Annotated in this window: 21 protein-coding genes; 8 read left to right on the top strand and 13 right to left on the bottom strand. The window is 61.8% G+C overall.

Annotated features, from left to right (window positions below; all coding sequences use genetic code 11):
- Positions 1-29: 29 nt before the first annotated feature.
- Positions 30-650, bottom strand: a complete 621-nt coding sequence (locus tag KGA96_RS23305; protein WP_046043517.1) for a glutathione S-transferase family protein — start codon at positions 648-650, stop codon at positions 30-32.
- 356 nt (positions 651-1,006) lie between these two features.
- Between KGA96_RS23305 and KGA96_RS23300 the strand changes: the two genes are divergently transcribed.
- Positions 1,007-2,332: an OprD family porin gene (locus tag KGA96_RS23300; protein ID WP_046043518.1), complete on the top strand. Its 1,326-nt coding sequence runs from the start codon at positions 1,007-1,009 to the stop codon at positions 2,330-2,332.
- A 217-nt stretch (positions 2,333-2,549) separates the two neighbouring features.
- On the opposite strand, the gene KGA96_RS23295 is transcribed toward KGA96_RS23300, so the two are convergent.
- Positions 2,550-4,130, bottom strand: a complete 1,581-nt coding sequence (locus KGA96_RS23295) for a hypothetical protein (RefSeq protein WP_223515106.1) — start codon at positions 4,128-4,130, stop codon at positions 2,550-2,552.
- A gap of 335 nt (positions 4,131-4,465) precedes the next feature.
- Between KGA96_RS23295 and KGA96_RS23290 the strand changes: the two genes are divergently transcribed.
- Entirely contained in the window at positions 4,466-5,566 is a 1,101-nt protein-coding gene (locus KGA96_RS23290) for a polyamine ABC transporter substrate-binding protein (RefSeq protein ID WP_046043520.1), read from the top strand.
- A 132-nt stretch (positions 5,567-5,698) separates the two neighbouring features.
- On the opposite strand, the gene KGA96_RS23285 is transcribed toward KGA96_RS23290, so the two are convergent.
- On the bottom strand, positions 5,699-6,487 hold the full coding sequence (locus KGA96_RS23285) for an AraC family transcriptional regulator (protein WP_223515104.1): 789 nt from the start codon (positions 6,485-6,487) through the stop codon (positions 5,699-5,701).
- A gap of 85 nt (positions 6,488-6,572) precedes the next feature.
- Here KGA96_RS23285 and KGA96_RS23280 point away from each other — a divergent pair, with 85 nt between their 5' ends.
- Positions 6,573-7,571 (top strand): bile acid:sodium symporter family protein, encoded by a 999-nt coding sequence (locus KGA96_RS23280; RefSeq protein ID WP_223515101.1) that lies wholly within the window; start codon positions 6,573-6,575, stop codon positions 7,569-7,571.
- A gap of 45 nt (positions 7,572-7,616) precedes the next feature.
- On the opposite strand, the gene KGA96_RS23275 is transcribed toward KGA96_RS23280, so the two are convergent.
- The 6 genes from KGA96_RS23275 to ribBA form a co-directional block, all read right to left on the bottom strand.
- Entirely contained in the window at positions 7,617-9,332 is a 1,716-nt protein-coding gene (locus KGA96_RS23275) for an amidase (protein ID WP_223515099.1), read from the bottom strand.
- A 264-nt stretch (positions 9,333-9,596) separates the two neighbouring features.
- Entirely contained in the window at positions 9,597-10,751 is a 1,155-nt protein-coding gene (locus KGA96_RS23270; RefSeq protein WP_223515096.1) for an ABC transporter ATP-binding protein, read from the bottom strand.
- A 16-nt stretch (positions 10,752-10,767) separates the two neighbouring features.
- Positions 10,768-11,577, bottom strand: a complete 810-nt coding sequence (locus KGA96_RS23265; protein WP_007976227.1) for an ABC transporter permease — start codon at positions 11,575-11,577, stop codon at positions 10,768-10,770.
- Between the two features lie 6 nt (positions 11,578-11,583).
- Complete coding sequence (locus KGA96_RS23260) at positions 11,584-12,528, bottom strand: ABC transporter permease (RefSeq protein WP_046043523.1); 945 nt, start codon at positions 12,526-12,528, stop codon at positions 11,584-11,586.
- Complete coding sequence (locus tag KGA96_RS23255; RefSeq protein ID WP_223515093.1) at positions 12,525-13,550, bottom strand: ABC transporter substrate-binding protein; 1,026 nt, start codon at positions 13,548-13,550, stop codon at positions 12,525-12,527. Before KGA96_RS23255 ends, KGA96_RS23260 begins: the two co-directional genes overlap by 4 nt.
- A 314-nt stretch (positions 13,551-13,864) precedes the next feature.
- Positions 13,865-14,974, bottom strand: coding sequence for a bifunctional 3,4-dihydroxy-2-butanone-4-phosphate synthase/GTP cyclohydrolase II (gene ribBA, locus KGA96_RS23250; RefSeq protein ID WP_046043525.1), 1,110 nt, complete (start codon positions 14,972-14,974; stop codon positions 13,865-13,867).
- Positions 14,975-15,044: 70 nt separating this feature from the next.
- Between ribBA and KGA96_RS23245 the strand changes: the two genes are divergently transcribed.
- A complete protein-coding gene (locus tag KGA96_RS23245) occupies positions 15,045-15,341 on the top strand; it encodes a DUF1330 domain-containing protein (protein ID WP_223464957.1) in 297 nt (98 codons plus the stop codon).
- 925 nt (positions 15,342-16,266) lie between these two features.
- Here KGA96_RS23245 and KGA96_RS23240 read toward each other — a convergent pair.
- Both KGA96_RS23240 and KGA96_RS23235 read right to left on the bottom strand, forming a co-directional pair.
- Entirely contained in the window at positions 16,267-17,577 is a 1,311-nt protein-coding gene (locus KGA96_RS23240; protein WP_223464959.1) for an ATP-binding protein, read from the bottom strand.
- Positions 17,574-18,314 (bottom strand): response regulator, encoded by a 741-nt coding sequence (locus KGA96_RS23235; protein ID WP_008023822.1) that lies wholly within the window; start codon positions 18,312-18,314, stop codon positions 17,574-17,576. Before KGA96_RS23235 ends, KGA96_RS23240 begins: the two co-directional genes overlap by 4 nt.
- A gap of 306 nt (positions 18,315-18,620) precedes the next feature.
- Between KGA96_RS23235 and KGA96_RS23230 the strand changes: the two genes are divergently transcribed.
- From KGA96_RS23230 to KGA96_RS23220, 3 genes are all read left to right on the top strand, one after another.
- Positions 18,621-18,884, top strand: a complete 264-nt coding sequence (locus KGA96_RS23230; RefSeq protein WP_046040300.1) for a DUF2790 domain-containing protein — start codon at positions 18,621-18,623, stop codon at positions 18,882-18,884.
- A gap of 48 nt (positions 18,885-18,932) precedes the next feature.
- On the top strand, positions 18,933-19,187 hold the full coding sequence (locus tag KGA96_RS23225; protein ID WP_046040301.1) for a hypothetical protein: 255 nt from the start codon (positions 18,933-18,935) through the stop codon (positions 19,185-19,187).
- 146 nt (positions 19,188-19,333) lie between these two features.
- Positions 19,334-20,551 (top strand): cytochrome c biogenesis protein DipZ, encoded by a 1,218-nt coding sequence (locus tag KGA96_RS23220; RefSeq protein ID WP_223515090.1) that lies wholly within the window; start codon positions 19,334-19,336, stop codon positions 20,549-20,551.
- Between the two features lie 17 nt (positions 20,552-20,568).
- Here KGA96_RS23220 and KGA96_RS23215 read toward each other — a convergent pair whose 3' ends face one another.
- Positions 20,569-21,030 (bottom strand): GNAT family N-acetyltransferase, encoded by a 462-nt coding sequence (locus KGA96_RS23215; protein WP_046040303.1) that lies wholly within the window; start codon positions 21,028-21,030, stop codon positions 20,569-20,571.
- Positions 21,031-21,106: 76 nt separating this feature from the next.
- On the bottom strand, positions 21,107-22,084 hold the full coding sequence (locus tag KGA96_RS23210; protein WP_046040304.1) for an AraC family transcriptional regulator: 978 nt from the start codon (positions 22,082-22,084) through the stop codon (positions 21,107-21,109).
- A gap of 179 nt (positions 22,085-22,263) precedes the next feature.
- Between KGA96_RS23210 and KGA96_RS23205 the strand changes: the two genes are divergently transcribed.
- Positions 22,264-22,533, top strand: coding sequence for a DUF4242 domain-containing protein (locus tag KGA96_RS23205; RefSeq protein ID WP_046040306.1), 270 nt, complete (start codon positions 22,264-22,266; stop codon positions 22,531-22,533).
- Positions 22,534-22,538: the final 5 nt, after the last annotated feature.

The following is a 22,538-nucleotide window of genomic DNA, read 5'->3' as shown; positions in this document are numbered from 1 at the left end:
TGTTGGGCATTTTTGTTTTCGGCAACCGCTCAGGAATGCTTGAACGCATTCAGACCGCGTTGTACCGCCGGCCTGGCTTCGACCGAGTCAAACCAGCGCGAAAGTTGCGGAAGCTCTTGCCATTCCAGTCGATCACGGAACGCTGTGACGATGGTGAACGCCGAAATGTCGGCCATGGAGAACTGCTCTCCAGCCATGAAGTCGGCAGTCAGAAAACTTTCCGCGTAAGTCAGTTGCTCGATCACCCGCAGATCGATGATCGCCGCTGCCTTGTCCTGCCCCGCCTGGTGCAGGAAAAAGGCGGCATGGCTGGGGGCGATGACATCGGTGACGAAAAAGAAATAGCGGTCGATCACCCGGGTGCGTGCAGGTCCCGGCTGCGCCGGTGCCAGCCTTCCGGGTGCAATGGAATCGGCGTACTGGATGATGGCGTTGGACTGGTTGATGACCAGCATCGGCGTTGGCCCGTGATCGATCAGGGTCGGGACTTTCCCGGCCGGGTTAAGCGCCAGGAAGGCCGGGCCACGGTGTTCCTGTGCGTACAGGTCGAGCCTGCGTGCGGTGTAGGCGATGCCCGACTCTTCCAGGGCAATCGCTGCCCGCAGGCTGTTGCCGGTGTTCGCGCCGTACAGTTCGATTTGATCGTTCATGGGTCATTGCTCTTGTTGGGACATGCAAGCAGTCACCGAACACCGCCGATGATGTCAGTATGATGAAAATCCGCCGCACCGATATACAAAAACAGTGATCGTCCATACCCCTGCGCGACAAGGCTTATCCCTGTACGAAAACTACTTTCACCGCGTTTGATAATAGCCTCTCGAAATGTTTTAAGAGTTTCACAAGCCAGCCAGTCAACCCTCACCTCGAACGTCCGATGACTCATGTCACTCAGCGAGCGCGCCTGTTTTTGCGTCCGTATTGAGCGCTGTTGCGTGGGCGGCAATCGGGGCCTGCCTGGCGGTGAAACCTTCAAATAACGATAAGAAACACCCAGGAGCACCCTATGTTCAAACGAGCGATTCCCACCGCAGTCCTGCTGGCCACCACTTCGGTGTGCGCACAGGCGGCTGACACCGCAGGTCATGGTTTTCTGGAAGACAGCAAGGCCAGCCTTTCGATGCGCACCCTGTACTTCAACAGCGACAATCGCGATGGCAGCGCTGTCCCTTCGAAAACTGAAGAAGCGGCCCAGGGTTTCGTGTTGCGCTATGAGTCCGGGTTTACGCAGGGCGCGGTGGGGTTCGGGCTCGATGCTCAGGCATTGCTCGGCATCACACTGGACAGCGGAGCGGGGCGTCACGTCGGTAGCGGCATGATTCCTTCCGACGGTGACGGCGCGGCCGACGCCTGGAGCAGCTTCGGCCCTACGGCGAAGATGCGGGTATCCAAAACTGAATTTCGCTACGGCACCTTGCTGCCGAAGTTGCCGATCCTGCTGGCGAACGATGCCCGTGTGTTGCCGCAATCGTTTACCGGAGCGCAGGTTACCTCGAACGACATCGATGGTCTGACGTTGACCAGCGGTGTACTGGAGCACGCGGTAGGGCGCGCCTCGACGGACCGCACAGGCTTGTCGGTCGCCGGCAGCACGCAGGACAGCAACAAGTTTTACTACGCCGGCGGTGACTACAACCTCACCAAAACGCTTAAGACCCAGTACTACTTCGCGCAGCTGGAAGACTTCTACAACCAGAACTTTCTCGGCCTGACGCACATCCTGTCCATCGACAGCGCAAGCTCACTGACCACCGACCTGCGCTACTTCCGCACCACCTCGAGCGGTGCCAACAGCTCTGCCTCCGGCCGCGCGCAAGGTTATCGGGTGTCGGGCTACACCGACGACAACGACGGTGAAATCGACAACAGCACCTGGGCTGCGATGGTCACCTACACCCATGGCGGGCACGCGGTGTCGGTGGGGCATCAACGGGTGGGCGATGGCAGCAACTTTGTCCAGCCCAACCAGGGCAGCCTGGTGGACAAGGGGGCGGGCGGCGGCAGTGTCTACCTGCCCACCGACAAGATGATCCAGAACTTTGCCCGGGCCGGCGAGCAGACCAATTTCGGGCAATACACCTACGACTTCGCGCCCTTGGGCGTGCCGGGCCTGAAAGCCTCGATCGTGTATCTGAAGGGCACGGACATCAAGGCGCAAAACGCCAGTGACCAGTCAGAGTGGGAGCGCGACATGACCCTTGACTATGTGTTGCAGTCAGGCACGTTCAAGGGGGTGGGGTTCACACTGCGTAACGCCAAGTCCAATACCGATGCCGGGCGCAATGTGGATCAGAACCGGTTCATCATCAATTACACCTTGTCGTTGTTGTAGGTGAGCAAAGCGATAGAACAGACGGTTGATTGTGGCGAGGGAGCTTGCTCCCGCTCGGCTGCGCAGCAGTCGCTATCCGGACAACCCGTTCTGACTGAGTTGAGATGGCGTGCGTTGGGGCCGCTTCGCGGCCCAGCGGGAGCAAGCTCCCTCGCCACAGGTGTAGTGTTGTTCGACAGGGCCGGGTCTATTTTCGGCCCGGCTCACTTCACGGTTGCTACTTCTTGCTCAACTGCGGCTGCTCCTTCGCCGCATTCACACCCTTGTCCCAAAGCGCAACCAACCCACCGAAAGTCCCGACATAGGCCGTTCCATCCGGTGCAAGTGTGATCGGCGACCAGTTGTTGTCGAAGGCCTGACCGACCCCGCTCAGCGCCTTGAATCGGGTCTTGCCGCTGTCGAAATCCAGCGCCGTCAGGTACCAGGCGTTTTCGCCGTCGGGCTGCGGCTCGAAGGTGTAGAAGTACAAAAGGCCGTTGCTCACCGAGAGTTTGGGAACCACCGATGGCGAACGCTCCTTCGATTCCCAGATCCGGTCGCAGCCCGACTCATCAGTGCGGATATCGATGCGACTGATGCCGCCGTGCACGGCCTGCCAGTCCTTCTGCGCGAAGGCGCTGGTGTAGCCGGCGTTGTTCTCGAGGATGATCGAGCGACCCCAGCTGATGGCCGAGTTGTCGGTGGCCGAGGCATTGTTGTCGAACACCGGCAGCTTGCAGATCAGGCGATTGCCGGCGTAGTCCTGTTCGCGACGGTAGACCAGCAGGTTGATGCGCCCGTCGCTGTTGTCGGTGATGGTGACGTAGCGCTCGCCCAGCAGGGTCGGGGTGGTACCGCTGCCCTGATTGATCGCCCCGACCTTGCGCCCGGTGCCACGGTCGTACACTTCGCGCCAGTCTTGCACGGGCTTGCCCTCGGCATCGGCGGCGAAGCGGTACATGGCGTGATCAGACACCAGATAGACACCGTCGACCGCCACCGACATGCCGTTCTGGATTTCTTCGTTGGCCAGTTGAATGCCCTGAACCTTGCCGGTGTCGGGATTCAGGGTGCCGATACGGCCACGCCGGGTGATCCACCAGATCAAGCCCTGGTGATCGGGCATGACCCCGGTGATAGGGTCGCATTCGCCCTTGGGAAACCAGGAAGTAGGGCGCACACAATCGTGGGGAACCTTATCGCTCAGGTCCCAGTTGTCGACCTCTTCGAACGACCACGCACCGGATTCATCCTGACGATGCACGACGCGCTGGATGTGCTGCTCGGCATCGGCGATGACCACGCGATTCTGTTCGTCGACATAGAAATAGGCGCCGGAGGTGTCCGCCATGATCTTGTCCGGGTCCAGGGTAATCAGCGCGTGGAAAGTCGACGGACGCGGCGGCAGCGGGTAGCGGGCCAGCAGCTTGAGAGTACGCGGTTCCAGCAGTTGCAGTTCGAACTGCATCAGGTTGGCGCACAGCACCACCAGGCGACCCTGCTGGTCGAAGGTATGAATCGGGCACATGCCGCCGGGTTTGCGACTGCCGTCACGGCTGCTCACTTGCATGTCGCCGCCCAATGGACCGGGGCCGGGGTGCGTGTCGGAACTGTAGCCATCGGCATGCATGTAGCTGCTGCCGTTGCTGGCCATGAAGGGGTTGGCAGGCACGGCGCCGCTCAGCGGTCGTGCGACAGCGGCGCTACCGATCAATGCAGTGGCATTGCCCGTGCTGGCCAGCGGTTGTGGGTCATAGGGTTCGGAACAGGCACTGAGCAGGCCGAGCAGGGGCAGGGCAAGCAGGAGTGGAGCACGCATCGAAGCCTCGCGATCTTGTTATTGGTGTGATGCGCAATAAGCAGCAAGGAGACTGCCCGGGCATCGGCTGTTTGGACTAACCCTTGGTGAAGTGCCTCGCGCCGCTGATCAATGCGGACAGGTATTTTGGCCATTTCGGTCTCCTTTTGGCCTGCCTCACGCTGTGAACCCGCGACGCCGTCAGCAAGAATCAGACGCGGGTGGCTGAGTCGGCCACCCAGGATGAAAACCACAACCAAACGCTTCACTTCCTTGCCCTTGGCTATTTTCAAGGCCGCTGCCGTGTACAGAACATAAAAACCATCGAACTCACGCCACACTTGGGGAAATGATCCATGGACTCAATGAAACGCATACTGGGCGCCACCGTTTGCGGACTGTCGCTGCTGGCCAGCGCGGTGCACGCCGAACAGCACGAATTGCGGGTGTACAACTGGGCGGACTACATCCTGCCGTCCGTGCCCAAGGATTTCGCCAAGGACACCGGGATCAAGGTGACTTGGGACACCTTCGACACCAACGAGTCCCTGGAGGCCAAGTTGCTCACCGGTAACTCCGGTTACGACCTGGTGGTGCCGTCGAACCAGTTCATCGAAACCCAGATCAAGGCGGGCGTGTTCCAGAAACTCGACAAGTCCAAGCTGCCGAACTGGTCGCACCAGGACCCTGCATTGCTCAAGCTGCTGGACAAGAACGACCCGGGCAACCAGTACGGCGTGCCCTACATGTACGGCACCGTGCTGATCGGCTTCAACCCGGCCAAGGTCAAGGCGGCGCTGGGCGAGAATGCGCCGGTGGACAGCTGGGACCTGGTGTTCAAGCCCGAGAACATGGAGAAGCTCAAGGCCTGTGGCGTCGCCATGCTCGACTCGCCGTCGGAGATCCTGCCGCTGGCCCTGCATTACCTGGGCCTGGACCCGAACAGCCAGAACCCGGATGACTACGAAAAAGCCAAGGCGCTGATGCTCAAGGTTCGCCCTTACGTCACCTACTTCAACTCCGCCAAGTACATGACCGACATCGCCAACGGCGATATCTGCGTGGCCATCGGTTACTCCGGCAGCTTCTATCAATTCGGCAATCGCGCCAAAGAGGCGGGCAACGGTGTGGTCGTTGACTGGCGCCTGCCGAAAGAGGGCGCGCCGATCTGGTTCGACACCTTCGCCATCCCGAAAAGCGCGAAGAACGTTGCTGAGGCCCACGAGTTCCTCAACAACCTGCTGGACCCGAAAGTCATCGCGCCAATCAGCGACTTCCTCGGTTACCCGAATGCCAACAAGGACTCGCTGGCGCTGATCGACAAGGACATCACCGGCAACCCGAACCTGACACCGACCAGCGAGGCCTTGAAGACGCTGTACGTCGTGCAGCCATTGCCGCAAAAGCTTGAGCGGGTGCGTACGCGGGTCTGGACCAGCATCAAGTCCGATCAGTAACACCGAGAGATTGTGTGAGATCCCTGTAGGAGCGAGCCTGCTCGCGATAGCGGTCTGACAGGCAATGAATGTGTCGACTGACCTACCGCCATCGCGAGCAGGCTCGCTCCTACAGTTTGTTCTGTGCTGGGCTCAGCGAAAAAACTCCCCCGGTGTCTCGCCGAACTGCTGGCGGAAGGCAGCGATAAACGCCGACGTCGAGTCGTAGCCACAGGACAGCGCGACGTCGGTCACGCGCTCGCCCTGTTCCAGTGGCGTCAGGGCGCCGAGCAGGCGCAAGCGCTGGCGCCAGGCGCGAAAGGTCAGGCCGGTGTCGCGCAGGAACAGGCGACTGAGGGTTTTCTCGGTGACCCCGAATTGGTCGCTCCAGTGACTGAGGGTGGTCTGTTGCTCCGGGTGCGACTCCAGGCTCTGCGCGATTTGCCGTAATCGGCTGTCCTGGGGCAGGGGCAGCATCAAATCGATCTGCGGCGCCTGCGCCAATTGATCCAGAATCACCTGGGCCAACCGACCGTGCGGACCGTCCTGATCGTATTCCACCGGTATCTGACTGAAGGCACGAATCAACTCGCGCAACAGATCGCTGACCCCCAACACATGACAGCCGGGCGGCGCCCATGTCGAAACGCTGCAATCGATGTAAAGGCTGCGCATTTCCGTGCGCGGCGAGCTGAACACCCGGTGCGGCATGCCCGCCGGTATCCACACCGCCCGCTCTGGTGGGGCGACGAAACGCCCGACGCCGGTCTGTATTTCGAGTACGCCCTGAATTGCATAAGAAAGCTGCACCCACGGGTGGCTGTGGCGCCGGGTCAGGGCGCGATTGGGCAGCGATTCGGTACGGCCGTAGAGCGGTCGTGGCAGGCTGGACAGCCCGGGAATACTGCGTCGAACACTCTTGTCATGTCCTTTAGGCGGCATCAGCTGGCTCATCGGCGTTAGTCGGTAATTCCCAGTCACGTTAGAGTCGCTTTCACGTACTGGCAACCCCCGGATGATCAACCCCATGACTCGCCCCCGTCTGTTACCCGACAACTTCACCCTGACCCTGATCGGCGTAGTGACGCTCGCCAGCCTGCTGCCCGCCAGCGGCCAGGTCGCGGTCGGTTTTGGCTGGCTGACCAACATCGCCATCGCGCTGCTGTTTTTCCTGCATGGCGCCAAGCTGTCCCGCGAATCGATCATTGCCGGTGCCGGACACTGGCGCCTGCATTTGCTGGTGTTCAGCCTGACCTTCGTGCTGTTCCCGCTGCTCGGCCTGGCGCTCAAGCCGCTGCTGTCGCCGCTGATCGGCAATGACCTGTACATGGGCATGCTTTACCTGTGCGCGCTGCCTGCCACGGTGCAGTCGGCGATTGCCTTTACTTCGCTGGCGCGGGGCAACATCCCGGCGGCGATTTGCAGCGCGGCGGCGTCCAGCCTGTTCGGGGTTTTCCTCACGCCGTTGCTGGTGACCCTGCTGCTGAACGTGCACGGCGAAGGCTCCTCGACTCTCGACGCCATCCTCAAGATCAGCGTGCAGTTGCTGCTGCCGTTCATTGTCGGGCAAATCGCGCGGCGCTGGATCGGAAATTGGGTGGCGCGCAACAAGAGCTGGTTGAAGTTCGTCGATCAGGGTTCGATTCTGCTGGTGGTCTACGGCGCGTTCAGCGAGGCGGTAATCGAAGGCCTCTGGCACCAGATTCCGTTGCTGGATCTGGTTGGGCTGGTGGTGGCGTGCTGCGTGGTCCTGGCGCTGGTGCTGGTGGCCTCGACCGTACTGGGCAAGGCATTCGGTTTCAACCAGGAAGACCGCATCACCATTCTCTTCTGCGGTTCGAAGAAAAGCCTGGCGACCGGGGTGCCGATGGCGCAGGTGTTGTTTGCCGGTAGCACCATTGGCTTGCTGATCTTGCCATTGATGCTGTTCCACCAGATTCAACTGATGGTCTGTGCGATGTTGGCGCAGCGTTATGCCAACCGACCGGAATCGATTCCGGAACTGATGGCCCAGGTTGATCCCTGATTTGCCAGCCATGGCGGCTCGAGTGAGCCGCCACGGTCTTACCGGTTAGCGCTTGTCAGCGACCAATGGCGGGGTACGCGGTGGGATCATGCGTTTGTTCCCGGTCGATTCGAACGCCGACGCCAGGTGCAGCAGCGACGAGTCGTCATAGGCGCGCCCGGCAAACGTCAGGCCGACCGGCATGCCGATGTCCGGCATCACGCCCATCGGCACGGTGACCGTTGGCACGCCCAGGTGGCGGATGGCGAGGTTGCCGTTGGCGACCCACACGCCGTTGCTCCAGGCGATATCCGCCGATTGCGGATCGACATCGGCATTTGCCGGGCCCACATCGGCGACCGTCGGGAACAGCACCGCGTCGAGGCCCAGGCGATCCATCCAGTCTTCCAGATCGATCTTGCGGGTTTTTTCCAGTCCGCGCAGGCCGTCCGGCATCGTGCTGATCTGGTCCCACGGGGTGATGCCGCGTTCGGCCATGCGCACGTATTCGTCCATGCCGGCAACCAGGTCGCCCTCGCGGTTGGGCAGGGTGCCCGGGTCGTGAGGGAAGATCTGCGGGCCGTCGACATCCACCAGACGATTCAGTTTCGGATCACTATTGGCCTGCAGGAAATCATCGAAGGCCCAGGCAGTCAGGTCCCACAGTTCATGGTGTAAAAATTCCTTGGAAACGATGCCGCGATTGAACACGGTCGGCGCGCCAGGACGATCGCCCTCGCAATTGGAGACCAGCGGGAAGTCCACTTCGAGCACTTCGGCGCCCGCGGCTTCGAGGGCCTTGCGCGCCTGTTCCCAGAGCCCGATCACCGAAGGACGGGTGTTGATGCGTTGGCCAGTCGGCCCACCGATGCCCGGTGCTTCGGAAGTGCCGGCTTCAGGGTCGGCGTTGATGTACATGCGTGGAATGCCGAACTTCTTGCCTTTGAGCGCTTCGCTGTTGGCGGCCAGTGCGGCGTAGGATTTGGGGCGCACCAAGGACGAGCTCGGGATCGGCACCCAGGGTTGCAGGCGCCACAGGTCGCCACGGGTGTCCGGGTCATCGGCCACTACCACGTCGAGCACTTCCAGCAGGTCAGCCATGGTCCGGGCGAACGGCACAACCACGTCCATGGTCGGGGTCAACGGCCAGTTGCCCCGCACCGAGATCACCCCGCGTGAAGGGGTGTAGGCACACAAGCCATTGTTCGAGGCCGGGCCACGACCGCTCGACCAGGTTTCTTCCGCCAGGCCGAAGGCCGCGAAACTCGCGGCAGTGGCAGTACCCGCGCCGTTCGACGAACCGGAGGCGAATGGGGCGGTGAGGTAGTCAGCGTTGTACGGGCTCTCGGCGCGGCCGTAGACGCCGCGCTGCATCCCGCCGTTGGCCATCGGCGGCATGTTGGTCTTGCCCAGGCAGATGGCCCCGGCGGCACGCAGGCGTTCGATGGTGAACGCGTCGCGATAGGCGACCAGGTCCTTGAAGGCCGGGCTACCAGAAGCGGCGGTGAGGCCCTTGACCAGATAGCTGTCCTTGGCGGTGTAAGGGATACCGTCCAGTGCTCCCAGGGTCTGGCCCTTGGCGCGACGGGCGTCGGACGCTTGCGCTTCGGCGAGCGCCTCGGGGTTGCGAACCACGACGGCGTTCAATGCGGTAGGCGTTTCGGGGCCGTCATAGGCGTCGATCCGCGCGAGATAAGCCTGGACCAGTTCAACCGAGGTGGTCTGGCCGGATTCGAGCGCGGCGCGCAGCTCGGCAATGGAAACTTCGGTAACTTCGATCATGCTGCCACCGCCGCTTGCAGGTGGAGGGTCCCAAACACTTCACTTTTCTCGAAATGGACTTTCATATCGTTATTCTCGTTGCACTGTGTGGCACGACAGGGTCGGGTGTTAAAAATACTGAGCACTATTTAGCATTAAACCGGGATTTTAGGAATCCGTTGTCCAATTTATCTTACAGGTGACAGAAAAAAGGCCACCACAACCCGACGTTGTGGTGGCCCGAGGGTGACTCATTATAGTGGCCCGCGTGCGCAGGCCAATGGATCAGTGAGCGCCGGCGGCCTTGTTCAGGTCGCTTTCGGCCCATTCGGTGTACACGCAGGCATCGGCGGTGGCCCAGCGCACTCGCACCGGGTCGCCGGCCTTGAGCGGCATGCCGGCGGCGGACAGCGCCTTGACCGTCATCGAGGTGCCACCGGCGGTGACCACGCTGCAGGTCTGGCTTTCGCCGAGAAACAACACTTCCACGACCTTGGCCGAGACTTCGTTCCAGCCGGCGGCCAGCGGTTCGGCAAGGGCTTGTTCATTGCTCAGGGCCAGGGCTTTTTCCGGACGCACCATCAGCAGCACGTCCTGATCGGTTTGCAGGCTGGCGGTCAGGCGAATCGACAGTGCCTGGCCTTCAAACACAGCCACCGCATTACCCTGGGCCTTGAGCTTGAGGAAGTTCGAGTTGCCGAGGAACGAGGCGACAAAGGCGTTCGGCGGATTCTGGTACAGGTCATAACCACTGCCGAGGCCGACGATCTTGCCGTGACTGAAAATCGCGATGCGCTGGGACAGGCGCATGGCTTCTTCCTGATCGTGGGTCACGTAGACGATGGTGATGCCCAGGCGCCGATGCAGCTGGCGCAGTTCATCCTGCAAGTCTTCGCGCAGTTTCTTGTCTAGGGCACCGAGGGGTTCGTCCATCAGCAGGATGCGCGGCTCATAGACCAGCGCCCGGGCAATGGCGACCCGTTGCTGCTGGCCACCGGAGAGTTGCGAAGGGCGGCGATGGGCGAATTGCTCAAGCTGCACCAGCTTGAGCATCGCATCGACCCGGCGCTCGCGCTCGGCGGCGGCCAGTTTGCGGATGGCCAACGGGAACGCGATGTTGTCGCGTACCGAAAGGTGCGGGAACAGCGAGTAGCGCTGGAACACCATGCCGATGTCGCGTTTGTGCGGCGGCACGTTCACCAGCGACTGGCCGTTGACCAGGATCTCGCCGCTGCTCGGGGTTTCGAAACCGGCCAGCATCGACAGCGTGGTGCTTTTGCCCGAGCCGCTGGAGCCGAGGAAGGTGAGGAATTCGCCGTCCTTGATGTCCAGCGAGATGTTGTCCACGGCGGCAAAGTCGCCGTAATGCTTGTTCAGGTTACGCAGGCTGACCAGGGGTTTGTCATTTTGCTGCGCGGAATCTTTGATCACTGCACTCATGTCGTACTCCTGGCGCTCAAGCGCTGATTTCGTTGCGCCGGCGCAGAGCGGCGGCGATCACCATGACCAATACCGAGAGGCCGATCAGCAGCGTCGAAGCGACGGCGATCACGGGCGTCAGGTCCTGGCGCAGGGTGGTCCACATTTTCACGGGAAGGGTTTGCAGGGTCGGGCTGGCCATCATCACGCTCAGCACCACTTCATCCCACGAGACGAGGAAGGCGAAGAGGGCGCCGGCCACCATGCCCGGACGGATCGCCGGGAAGGTCACCTTGAACACCGCTTGCAGGCGCGAGGCGCCGCAGATCACCGCCGCATCCTCGATCGACTGATCGAACAGCTTCAGCGAGTTGATGATCGAGATGATGGTGAACGGCAACGCGACGATCACATGGCTGACCACGAAGGCGAACATGGTCCCGGTGTAACCCAGTTTCAGGAACAGCGCGTACACCGCCACGGCGATGATTACCAGCGGCACGATCATCGGCAGGGTGAACAGGCCGTAGAGCATTTCCCGGCCGGGGAAGCGGCCACGCACCAGGGCGAACGCGGTTGGCAGGCCCAAAGCGACGGCGAAGAACGTAGTCAGCACCGCGACCTTGAGGCTGGCCATGGCCGCGTTCATCCAGTCGGCATTGGAGAAGAACTGGCCGTACCATTTCAGCGTCCAGCCCGGTGGCGGGAACACCAGCCATTGCGACGATCCGAACGACAGCAGCACGATGAACACGATCGGCAGCAGCAGGAACAGACCGATCAGCCCGGTGGTGGCGTACAGGCCGAAGCGCATGCGCCGGCTCATGGCATTGGGGGTCAGGAGCATGACGGCTTACCTCGCGTTGCTGGCGCCAACCGGGGATTCCGGCTGGAGCTTCAGGTAGAAGTAGAACAACACCAGCGTGATCACGATCAGCAACGCGGCACCGGCGCTGGCCAGGCCCCAGTTGAGGAACGACTGCACCTGCTGAATGATGAACTCGGGCAGCATCATGTTCTGCGCACCGCCCAGCAGTGCGGGGGTCACGTAGTAACCGAGGGACATCACGAACACCATCAGGCCGCCGGAGAACAGTCCCGGCCGGCACAGCGGCAGGAACACCCGGAAGAAGTTGGTCCAGGGGCTCGCGCCGCAGATCGAACCGGCCTGCAAAATCATCGGGTCGATGGCCTGCATGGTCGCCTGCAACGGCAGCACGATGAACGGGATCATGATGTAGCTCATGCCGATCACCACGCCGGTGAGGTTGTGCACCATCTCCAGCGGTTGATCGATGATGCCCATGGCCATCAACGCCTTGTTGATCACCCCGGAGGCTTGCAGCAGCACCAGCCAGGAGTAGGTGCGGGCGAGCAGGCTGGTCCACATCGACAGCAGCACGATGCTGAGGATCCAGCGACCCCAGCCACGGGGTACCAGGGTGATCGCCCAAGCCAGCGGGAAGCCCAGCAACAGGCTGAACAGGGTCACCAGGCCAGCCACCGAGAAGGTGTTGAGCAACACCCGGGCATAGGCCGAGTTGGCGAACAGTTGTTCGTAGTTGCCCAGGCCCGGCACCGGTTCCAGCACGCCGCGCAGCAGCAGGCCAATCAATGGCGCCAGAAAGAACAGGCCAAGAAACAGCAGGGCGGGCACCAGGTTGCTCGCGCCACGCCAGCGCTGCGCCAGGGAAGGAGATTGCGTCATCACAGCTGCCTTGGCAGGCGCCGAACCGGCAGCGCCAGTGGCGCTCCCGGTGGCAGTGGATGGACGAGACGCGGTTGCCGTCATTTTCATTTGACCAGCCATTCGTTCCACCGTGTCGCGATGGCCGGACCGTTCTTGGCCCAGTACGCGAAATCAAGAGTGATCTGATCCTTTGCGTAAGCGGTCGGCAGGTTAGGGGCCAGCACCGAGTCCAGGCGCTGCACGCTGTCGACGTTGACCGGGGCGTAGGCGGTCAGGTTGGAGAAGTCCGCCTGGCCCTTGGCACTGCTGGCGTTGGCCAGGAACTTCATCGCCGCGTCCTTGTTCTTCGAGCCTTTTGGAATGACCAGAATGTCGGCCATGACCAGGTTCTGCTTCCAGCTTACGCCGACTGGGGCGCCGTCTTCTTGCAGGGCGTGGATCCGGCCGTTCCAGAACTGGCCCATGCTCGCTTCACCGGAGGCCAGCAGCTGCTGCGACTGCGCGCCGCCGCCCCACCAGACGATGTCTTTCTTGATGGTGTCGAGCTTTTTGAAGGCGCGGTCCAGGTCCAGCGGGTAGAGCTTGTCCGCTGCTACACCGTCGGCCAGCAGTGCCAGTTCCAGCACGCCAGGGCTTGGCCATTTGTACAGGGCGCGTTTGCCGGGGTAGGTTTTGGTGTCGAACAGCGCGGACCAGTCCTGAGGCTTGTTGGCGCCGAGCTTGCCTTCGTTGTAGCCGAGGACGAAGGAGAAGAAGAACGAGCCGACGCCGTGGTCGCTGACGAAGCGCGGGTCGATCTTGTCGCGATCAATGACTTTGAAATCGAGGGGTTCGAGCAAGCCTTCGGAGGCGGCGCGCAGGGCGAAGTCGGCTTCGACGTCGACCACGTCCCACTGCACGTTGCCGCTTTCGACCATGGCCTTGAGCTTGCCGTAGTCGGTCGGACCATCCTGCACCACGGTGATGCCGCTGGCCTTGCTGAACGGGTCGGCCCAGGCCTGCTTCTGCGCATCCTGGGTGCTGCCGCCCCAACTGACGAAGTTGACGCTTTCAGCCGCCAGCAATGCCTGGCTGGTCACGCTCAGCAGTCCCGCAAAAAGAACTGCGGTCGCACGTTTGTTCAACACCATTTTCACGCCCTCATTGTTGTGTTTATGAGCGGGGCTTTTGTGCCCGCCTATCGGGAGCAGTAGGTCCGGCGAGTCAGTGCTGACTGTCCGGTCTATGGAATATCATATTATGGTATTCCAAACTTTGTGCAAGCACTTTGCCGTACCGGCTATCAGCCGAAAGTGAATATTTTGTTGCTCAAGTGAGCATGACTGTGGCGAGGGAGCTTGCTCCCGCTGGGTCGCGGAGCGGCCCCAAAAAGGACTGCTGCGCAGTCCAACGGGAGCAAGCTCCCTCGCCACAGGCAAGCCCCTACATTGGAGGAAACTCGGAATCACTCGGTGAATGGAATACTCTCCACCACCTCCAGGTCATACCCGGTCAAGCCCGCATACTTCAGCGGCGGCCCGAGGTGACGAAGCTTGCCGACACCCAGGTTCTGCAGGATCTGCGCACCGGTGCCCACTTCCGAATAAATCCGTGACTGCGAACGGCTGAACTGCCGGGGCGGCTGGGTCAATTGCGGTACCCGCTCGAGCAACGCCTGGGAGGATTCGTGATTGGCCAGTACCACCACCACGCCGTGGCCTTCGGCGGCGACACGCTGCAAGGCGGCCCACAGCGTCCAGTTGGTCGGCCCGCTGTATTCGGCGCCGACCAGGTCGCGCAATGGGTCGATCACATGCACGCGCACCAGTGTCGGTTGCTCGCGGCGCAGATCGCCCATGACCATGGCCATGTGGACACCGCCTTCGATGCGATCCTCAAAGGTGATCAGACGAAAGGTGCCGTGCACCGTCGGCAGGTCACGCTCACCGATGCGCACGATGGTGTGCTCGGTGCTCAGGCGATAGTGGATCAGGTCGGCGATGGTGCCGATCTTGATCCCGTGCTTGCGCGCGAACACTTCCAGGTCCGGGCGCCGGGCCATGGTGCCGTCGTCGTTCATCACTTCGACGATCACCGAGGCGGGCGTATGGCCGGCCAGGCGTGCCAGGTCGCAGCCGGCTTCGGTATGGCCGGCGCGGGTCAGCACGCCACCTTCCCGGGCGCGCAACGGGAAGATATGGCCGGGTTGCACGATGTCGGCGGGGCCGGCATGGGCGGCGACGGCAGCGGCCACGGTGCAGGCGCGATCTGCTGCGGAGATACCGGTGGTCACGCCGACGGCGGCCTCGATGGACACGGTGAAGGCGGTGCTGAACACGCTGCCGTTGCTCGGCACCATCTGCTCCAGGCCCAGGCGTTTGCAGTGTTCGTCGGTCAAGGTCAGGCAGATCAGGCCCCGGGCTTCACGGGCCATGAAGCTGATCGCCTCGGGCGTGCAGCAGTCGGCGGCCAGCAACAGGTCGCCTTCGTTTTCCCGGTCTTCGTCGTCGACCAGCAGGACCATTTTGCCGAGGCGGTAATCTTCGATGATTTCTTCGATGCTGTTGAAGGCCATGCTGGAGTCTCAGTGTTTGTTGGATTGGTAATGTGGTATACCATAATACAAAATAAACCGAGAGGTCACTATGAAGGCGTACTGGATTGCTCATGTGGATATCACCGACCCTGATCAATACAGCCAATACACTCAGCGGGCGCCGCAGGCGTTTGCTCTGTATGGCGGTCGGATTCTGGCTCGCGGTGGGCGCAGTGAGGCGATGGAAGGCCGGCCTACGCCGCAACGCAGTGTGGTGATTGAGTTCGATTCCTATGAGCAGGCGGTGGCGTGCTATCACTCGGCGTTGTATCAGGAGGCTAGGGGGCACCGTGAGGGTGTGGCTTTGGCAGAGGTGATTATTGTCGAGGGTGTGGCGCCGCTCTGAAAAGCGACTGAGTACATATCCGTTTCTGCGGTAACGGCGGCTGGCGGTTTCGCCCTTACGGCGAGTCCCTTTTGGCAAACGCCCCAAAAGGAACCAAAAGGTCTCGCCCCTTACGTACGGCCCCTCGCCAAGGCTCGGTGTTCCTTCGCTGCGGTATTCATCCGGGGGCATTGCCCTCCGGTCGGCTTCGCTTCGACCTACATGCAATGAGTTCGACTGCGTCGAACGGCGCTGCGCGCCAATCCCCGGATGAACACCTCCGCTCAGCCTGCCGAGGGGGCGGGTGGATCAAGATCAAGAGCTGCAGGCGAGCTAACGCTCGGCCTGATGAGTGGTGAGGAGCGTGGGTGTACGCCGACCTGCCTTTGCTCTTCTGTGGGAGCGAGCCTGCTCGCGAAGGCGGCCTGCCGGCCGACCAATTTCTTTTGAATGTACCCAATCCAACTGTAGGAGCGAGCCTGCTCGCGATAGCGGCCTGCAAGTCGACCAGGTACATCACAGACGAACGACCCCAGCAAACAGGCCGGCCGGTAGGCCGCCTCGGGCGCTGTTGCGGTGTACGCCCCCTCGTGAGGCCGAGTGGAGGTTCTGCGCAGTGGGCAACCCGGCATGGATGCCGGGTTAGCCGCCCCCGGCCATGGATGGCCGATGGCGGCGGGCCCACGGAGCAGGACTGGAGCGAGGGGATGCCGAGCCACGGCGAGGCACCGAATGTCAGGGGCAAGAGCGTTTGGTTACTTTGCGCTTTTCAAAGTGACCCGCTGTAAGAGCGGAACCCTAAGTGGCCGTTACCGCAGCAACGGATATGTACACCTTCAAAAATCCACGCCGCCTGACACAAAGCCATCGCGAACAAGCTCGCTCCCACAGGGATCTTCAGTGGCCACAAGCCCCGAGTAAACCCGAGAACCCGAACCGAAAACATCTACACCGGCAATCGCAACTCCGCACACAACCCGCCCCCTTCTCGATTGCTCAAGGTCAACGACCCTCCAATCGCGACCGCCAGTTGCTGGGCTATCGCCAGCCCCAGCCCAGTGCCGCCGGTGCTGCGGTTGCGGGAATTCTCAACGCGGTAGAAGGGCTCCATCACTTGCTTGAGTTCTTCCTCGGCGATCCCCGGGCCACGATCGAGGATCCTGATCGAGAGGTCGCCATCGGTCTGCCTTTCCACCTGCAACTCGGCAGCACCGGCAAACTTCAATGCGTTGTCCGTCAGGTTGACCAGCACCCGGCGCAAGGCGTGGGGGCGGGTGTCGATGACGGCTGCACTCTTGCCTGTGAGCTGAACGTCCTTGCCCACGTCCTGATAGTCGAATACCAGGCTGTCGAGGAACGAGTCGAGGTCGGTGCGGCGGCTTTCTTCGGTGGCGCCGTGGATGCTGCGGGCGTAGGCCACGCCTTCGCGTACCAGGTGTTCCATCTCGCCGAGGTCGTTCCACAGTTTGTCTTTTTCGCTGGAGTCGTCCATGAACTCGGCGCGCAGTTTCATGCGAGTGATGGGGGTTTGCAGGTCGTGGGAGATTGCCGCGAGCAATTGCATGCGTTCCTTCAGGTACGCCGCGATGCGTGCCTGCATCGAGTTGAAGGCCCGGGCGGCGTGGGCGACTTCGCTCGGGCCTTTTTCGTCCAGGAGCACCGGGTGCGCGTTGGGGTCCAGGGTTTCGACGGCACCGGCGAGGCGGGTGAGGGGGCGGATGGCAATTCTCACCGCCAGCCAGGAGCAGGCCAGCATCAGCGCCAGTTGCCCGAGCAACACGATGGGCAGCCAGGGCGACAACGGCACCATCGTCGGGCGGACGTCGATGGTCAGCGGGCTGCCATCCGCCAGGTTCAAGTGCACTTGAAAATGTTTTTTCGGCCCGGGAATGTCGGTAAAGGTCATCGGGTAATCGTGGCCGATGGCGTCCTTGATCGAGGCAATGGCAATGGGGGCATCGGGCATGTCGGTGCGGATGGGCGTGCCCGGCGACCCCTCATTGAGCATGTAGCTGTAATTGTGCCGCTCCAGTTGTTTGAGCCAGCCGGCTCGCTCATCGGCGGGCAAGCGGTCGAGGATGGCAACGGAGGTGGAAACGTCGGTTTCCAGGTTGCCGAGCATGGTGTTTTTCGAGGACTCGTAGCGTTCGTAGTACTGCGCGCCGAAGGACAGCGCCTGGGCGAGGATCAGGCCGATCAGGAAAATCAGCGACAGCCGCGAGGCGAGGGTGCGCGGCCAATGCAGCGCCAGGGTCATGATTGATCGCCCAGGATTTCCACCGGCAGGGAAAACACATAGCCTTCGCTGCGCACGGTCTTGATGTAGGCCGGTTCGCGGGCGTCGTCGAGCAAGCGCTGGCGCAGGCGACTGACCAAAAGATCGATGGAGCGGTCGAACAGATCGGCGTCGCGGCCTTGGGTCAGGTTGAGCAATTGATCGCGGTTGAGCACCCGCTGCGGATGGTCGAGAAACACCCGCAGCAATCGATATTCGGCACCACTCAGGGCCACCATGGTGCCGTCTGCATCGAGCAGGTGACGGGCTGAGGTGTCCAGGCGCCAGCGGCCGAAGGCCAACAGGCGGCTGGCTTCGGTCACCACCAGGTTCGGCGGCAGCATGCGCGTGCGTCGCAGCACCGCGTTGATCCGCGCCAGCAGTTCACGGGCGGCGAATGGCTTGACCAGATAGTCGTCGGCGCCCATTTCCAGGCCGAGGATGCGATCGGTTTCATCGTTGCGAGCGGTGAGCATCAGCACCGGCGTGGCCTTGTGCTTGCCAGCGCGCAGTTCGCGGCACAACAGCAAGCCATCGTCCCCCGGCATCATGATGTCCAGCACGATCAGGTCCACCGGGGTGGTTTCCAGAAAAGCGCGCATCTGCCGTCCATCCGCCACGACCGTGGTGCGCAGGCCGTTCTTCTTCAGGTAGTTGCCAACCAGCTCGCGGATTTCGCGGTCATCGTCAACGATGAGGATGTGATCAACGTGATCCATTGGGCCAAACCTCTGGTAAATGGGGAATGCCACACAGTCTATCGAGCCTGGGCGGGCTCGCCTGCCGCCCTTTGTATTGCAGTGTATCTGGCTTGCCTGCGGATACACACGAAGGCAAAAAAGCCGATTTCCAGCGGTTTTGTATTGCTGTGTATCCAGGCACCGTTCTGATACGCAGCGATTAATTCACGCCGATTCCCGACACAGACGAGATACCTCCCAGGCTTTTAATAGGTTCCATCGAGGCCAGCCAGAGCGCCTCGGATCAATCAACGATCAACCTGTTGAAACCCTGAGGAGCTCGCCATGAACACCAAGGCCATTTACGCCGCCTGCCTGTTTGCCGCCCTGAACATCTGCACCCTGTCGGCCCGTGCCGAAGCCGATGTCGCCCCCAAAACCTACACCTACGGCACCCAACTGGATATCAGGAAAGTGGTGTCACTGACCGAGGACACTACGGCGTCCTGCGGCGTGGTGAATGCGCAGATGACGTACCTCGACTCCCAGTCGAAAACCCAGGTGCTGGATTACCGCAAATTCGCCGACAACTGCAACTCGGAAAACTGAGTGTTGCGATCAACCGCCGCTTAATCCATTTGAAACAGGAAGGACATCATGAACAACATTTCCCGCTTTTTGACCGCCATCGCCTTTTCCGTCGCCGGTGCGGCCGCCCATGCTAACGCCGCTGTCGAGCAGAGCGCCTGCGCCAGTAACACCTGCTTCCAGCTCACGCCGGTGGCGGAGAAGGGCACCCAAGGCTTCCTGGCGCAGGACGGTTCCAGCCGTACGCCGCAAGGGCAGATGCTCGCCGAGAACGGTGCCAGCCGTACGCCGCAGGGGCAGCTGCTGGATGAGCAAACGGCTTGAGAACACCCCAAATCAACTGTAGGAGCGAGTCTGCTCGCGAAAGCGATGGTTCAGTCAAGGATGTGTCGCCTGACCGGACGCCATCGCGAGCAGGCTCGCTCCTACAGTGGTGATGTGTCGCCCTCTAATGTGTATTAGGTGATCCCATGTTACTCATCGCTTTCCTGGGCGGCATATTGACCGTCCTCAGCCCGTGCATCCTGCCGGTCGTGCCATTCCTGTTTGCCGGGGCCGACCGCACACGCTCCTCGATCCTGCTGACCCTCGGCGGCATGGTCCTGACCTTTGCCCTGGTCTCCAGCCTGGCCGTGGTCAGCAGTGAGTGGGTGATCCAGGCCAGCAACACCGGCCGCCACGTAGCGCTGCTGGTGATGGTGCTGTTCGCTCTGTCGCTGATTTCCGCCCGGGTCGGTGACTGGCTGGCGCGGCCCTTCGTGCTGCTGGGCAATCGCATCGACCCGAACTCGCGCACGATGTCCGGGCCGCTGGCGTCGATCATGATCGGTGTCGCCACCGGGCTGCTCTGGGCACCCTGCGCCGGGCCGATCCTCGGGGTGATTCTCACCGGCGCCATGCTGCAAGGGGCGAACGCCGGCACCAGTCTGTTGCTGGTGGCCTATGGCGTGGGCAGCGCGCTGTCCCTGGGCACCTTGATCTTTGCCGGTCGCGGCCTGGTCAATCGCTTGAAACCTTCGATTCCGGTCACGGGCTGGTTGCGCCGTGGCGCCGGGGTTGCGGTGCTCGCCGGTGCGGCGGTGATTGCAACGGGGGCCAATGACCTGCTGCTGGCCAACACCTCCTCGGAAGGTGTCAGCAGCGTGGAGAAAGGCGTGCTGGAAACCGTGCCGAAAGTCGTCGATTACCTGGTCAGCAAGGTCAAGGCCGACACCACCATGGGCGATGCCCAGGGCGCCATGCCCTCGCTGTCCGGTGCGGTGGACTGGCTCAACTCACCGGCACTGAGCAACGAAGCCCTGAAAGGCAAAGTGGTGCTGGTGGACTTCTGGACCTTCGACTGCATCAACTGCAAGCACACCTTGCCGTACGTGAAGGACTGGGCGAAGAAGTATGAAAAGGACGGGCTGGTGGTGATCGGTGTGCACACACCTGAATACGGCTTTGAACGCATCATCGACAACGTCAGGGCCAAGGTGAAGGAGTACGGCATCACCTACCCGGTGGCGATCGACAACAACTACGCGATCTGGCGCAACTTCGACAACCAGTACTGGCCGGCGCACTACCTGATCGATGCCAAGGGGCAGGTGCGTTACACCCACTTCGGTGAAGGTAGCTACGACACTCAGGAACAAATGATTCAGCAATTGCTGGAGGAGGCCAAGGCCAGCGCGCCAGCGGCGTAATTTGCTCGATCAATGGCTCACAGGTCCCGCGCCATGAGCCATTGATCTTTTTCCCATGCCTGAAACCGCTCTTGCACCACCCAGCCGCGCTTGGCGTAGTAAACGCTCTGGTCGTGGGTGTGCAGGTAGATTTTCGTCTCGCCGCTGGCTTTGGCTTGCGCGCAAATCCCTTCTATCAACTGCTCCGCCAGGCCCTTTCCGCGCGCTTCGGGGGCGACGAAGACACAAGCGAGCCAGGGCCTCAGATCCGTGCGATGGGCCAGGTCAGCCCTGGCCAGTGCCGCGCCGCCCAGCAACTCGTCATGGTCGAGGGCGATCAGACATTTCCAGTCGCCGTTGTTCTGGCCTTCGGCGAACTCTCGTTGCCAGTCGGGCAGGGGCTGTCCGGCGTATTCGTAGTGGAACTGTTGGTGGATCCACGAAGCGAATGTATTGCTGTGCTGCATATGTCGAGCAAGCCAGTCCAGGCGGGGTGCCATGTTGTGAGTCCTTTCATAGGTTGGTCGCTGGGTAGCGAGAGTAGCGGGCTTGGGCGGTGCTGTCGCCCCCGCCGGTTCAGCGACTGCTCAAGTGATTCGAGGTGGCCTGACCGCGCCGCCACGCCGCTGGCGGCGCACCGTACTCGCGACGGAAGGCGCGGCTGAAGGCGGTATCGGTCTGGTATCCCACTTCTTCGGCGATGCGCGTCAATGAGCTGTTGCTGCTGCGTAACAGGTTGGCGGCGAGCAACATCCGCCATTGCGTCAGGTACTGCATCGGCGATACGCCCACCAGTTGCTGGAAGCGTTCGGCCAACACCGATCTTGAAGTGCTGGCGGTGCGCGCCAGTTCGTCCAGTGTCCAGGCGTGGCAGGGTTTTTTGTGCAAGGCGTTGAGGGCGGCGCCGACGATGCGGTCGCGCACACCGGCCAGCCAACCGGTGCGGCCTTCGCCCTGTTCGTTCATGTACAGGCGAAGTACTTCGATGAACAGCACTTCGGCCAGTTTGGCCAACACCCCTTCGCCGCCAGGGCGAGGCGAGCGGGCTTCGGCGAGGGCATAACGCACGGAGGATTCCAGCCAGATACCGGCATCCGACCCGCGCACGTTGACCCGCACCACCGCCGGCAAGCCCTTGAGCAACATGCCCGCCAGGCGCGTATCGCACGCCAGGTAACCGCACACCAACCGGGTGACCGCGCCACCCCCGCCATAACTCAATTGCCGGGGGCGGCGCGCCAGCACCGCATCCAGTCGCGCACCCGTGGCCGGGGGCAATCCGGGATGTGAGCACATGCGGTGAGCATCGCCCTGGGGGAAGATCACCACGTCGCCCGCACTCAGCAGCAGCGGCGGGTCATCGCCCAATTCCACGTAGCACTCGCCCTCGGTGATCAGGTGAAAGATCACCACCCGTTCCGCACCGGGCTCCAGAAACGGCGCCGCCGTATCGGCGCTGGGCGACTGGTAGCACCAGGGCGCGGTGAACCGGGCGTTGATAAAGATAGCGCCGACCAGGTGCACGACGCGCAGGGTCTGTGACAGAGCGTCCATTGGGGTTTCCCCGTGGGAGGTTCCTGATTGTGAGCGCGCCGGTGCGCAACGTGGAATCTCCGGACGATCGGGCAGGGTTGGGCGACGATCGGACAGGACGCCAGCGTCCGTCAGGACGATAGTTTGTCTACGGGGTCAATACCGGCCCTGCTACCCAGAACAAGAAAAGAGAGGTTGCCATGCCGAAGTTCGTGATTGAACGCGAGATCCAGGGCGCAGGAGGTCTTTCGGAAAGGGATTTGAAAGCCGCTTCGCTAAAGTCCTGCCAGGCGTTGCGTGAGTTGCCAGAGGTGCAGTGGCTGCAGAGCTATGTCACCGGTGACAAACTCTACTGCGTGTACATCTCGCCGAACGAGGAGCAGATCCAGGAGCACGCCAGGATCAGTGGTTTTCCCGCCAACCGCATTTCCCAGGTCATGAACATCATCGATCCGACAACGGCGGAGTGAATGCC

This window comes from Pseudomonas sp. GL-R-26 (genome assembly GCF_019947365.1).
Classification (GTDB): domain Bacteria; phylum Pseudomonadota; class Gammaproteobacteria; order Pseudomonadales; family Pseudomonadaceae; genus Aquipseudomonas.
This window is presented reverse-complemented; position numbering and strand designations above follow the sequence as displayed.

Coding starts and splice junctions, on each gene's coding strand:
- KGA96_RS23305 (WP_046043517.1), bottom strand. CDS start 650: ATGAACGATCAAATCGAACTGTACGGCGCGAACACCGGCAACAGCCTG.
- KGA96_RS23300 (WP_046043518.1), top strand. CDS start 1,007: ATGTTCAAACGAGCGATTCCCACCGCAGTCCTGCTGGCCACCACTTCG.
- KGA96_RS23295 (WP_223515106.1), bottom strand. CDS start 4,130: ATGCGTGCTCCACTCCTGCTTGCCCTGCCCCTGCTCGGCCTGCTCAGT.
- KGA96_RS23290 (WP_046043520.1), top strand. CDS start 4,466: ATGGACTCAATGAAACGCATACTGGGCGCCACCGTTTGCGGACTGTCG.
- KGA96_RS23285 (WP_223515104.1), bottom strand. CDS start 6,487: ATGCCGCCTAAAGGACATGACAAGAGTGTTCGACGCAGTATTCCCGGG.
- KGA96_RS23280 (WP_223515101.1), top strand. CDS start 6,573: ATGACTCGCCCCCGTCTGTTACCCGACAACTTCACCCTGACCCTGATC.
- KGA96_RS23275 (WP_223515099.1), bottom strand. CDS start 9,332: ATGATCGAAGTTACCGAAGTTTCCATTGCCGAGCTGCGCGCCGCGCTC.
- KGA96_RS23270 (WP_223515096.1), bottom strand. CDS start 10,751: ATGAGTGCAGTGATCAAAGATTCCGCGCAGCAAAATGACAAACCCCTG.
- KGA96_RS23265 (WP_007976227.1), bottom strand. CDS start 11,577: ATGCTCCTGACCCCCAATGCCATGAGCCGGCGCATGCGCTTCGGCCTG.
- KGA96_RS23260 (WP_046043523.1), bottom strand. CDS start 12,528: ATGAAAATGACGGCAACCGCGTCTCGTCCATCCACTGCCACCGGGAGC.
- KGA96_RS23255 (WP_223515093.1), bottom strand. CDS start 13,550: ATGGTGTTGAACAAACGTGCGACCGCAGTTCTTTTTGCGGGACTGCTG.
- ribBA (WP_046043525.1), bottom strand. CDS start 14,974: ATGGCCTTCAACAGCATCGAAGAAATCATCGAAGATTACCGCCTCGGC.
- KGA96_RS23245 (WP_223464957.1), top strand. CDS start 15,045: ATGAAGGCGTACTGGATTGCTCATGTGGATATCACCGACCCTGATCAA.
- KGA96_RS23240 (WP_223464959.1), bottom strand. CDS start 17,577: ATGACCCTGGCGCTGCATTGGCCGCGCACCCTCGCCTCGCGGCTGTCG.
- KGA96_RS23235 (WP_008023822.1), bottom strand. CDS start 18,314: ATGGATCACGTTGATCACATCCTCATCGTTGACGATGACCGCGAAATC.
- KGA96_RS23230 (WP_046040300.1), top strand. CDS start 18,621: ATGAACACCAAGGCCATTTACGCCGCCTGCCTGTTTGCCGCCCTGAAC.
- KGA96_RS23225 (WP_046040301.1), top strand. CDS start 18,933: ATGAACAACATTTCCCGCTTTTTGACCGCCATCGCCTTTTCCGTCGCC.
- KGA96_RS23220 (WP_223515090.1), top strand. CDS start 19,334: ATGTTACTCATCGCTTTCCTGGGCGGCATATTGACCGTCCTCAGCCCG.
- KGA96_RS23215 (WP_046040303.1), bottom strand. CDS start 21,030: ATGGCACCCCGCCTGGACTGGCTTGCTCGACATATGCAGCACAGCAAT.
- KGA96_RS23210 (WP_046040304.1), bottom strand. CDS start 22,084: ATGGACGCTCTGTCACAGACCCTGCGCGTCGTGCACCTGGTCGGCGCT.
- KGA96_RS23205 (WP_046040306.1), top strand. CDS start 22,264: ATGCCGAAGTTCGTGATTGAACGCGAGATCCAGGGCGCAGGAGGTCTT.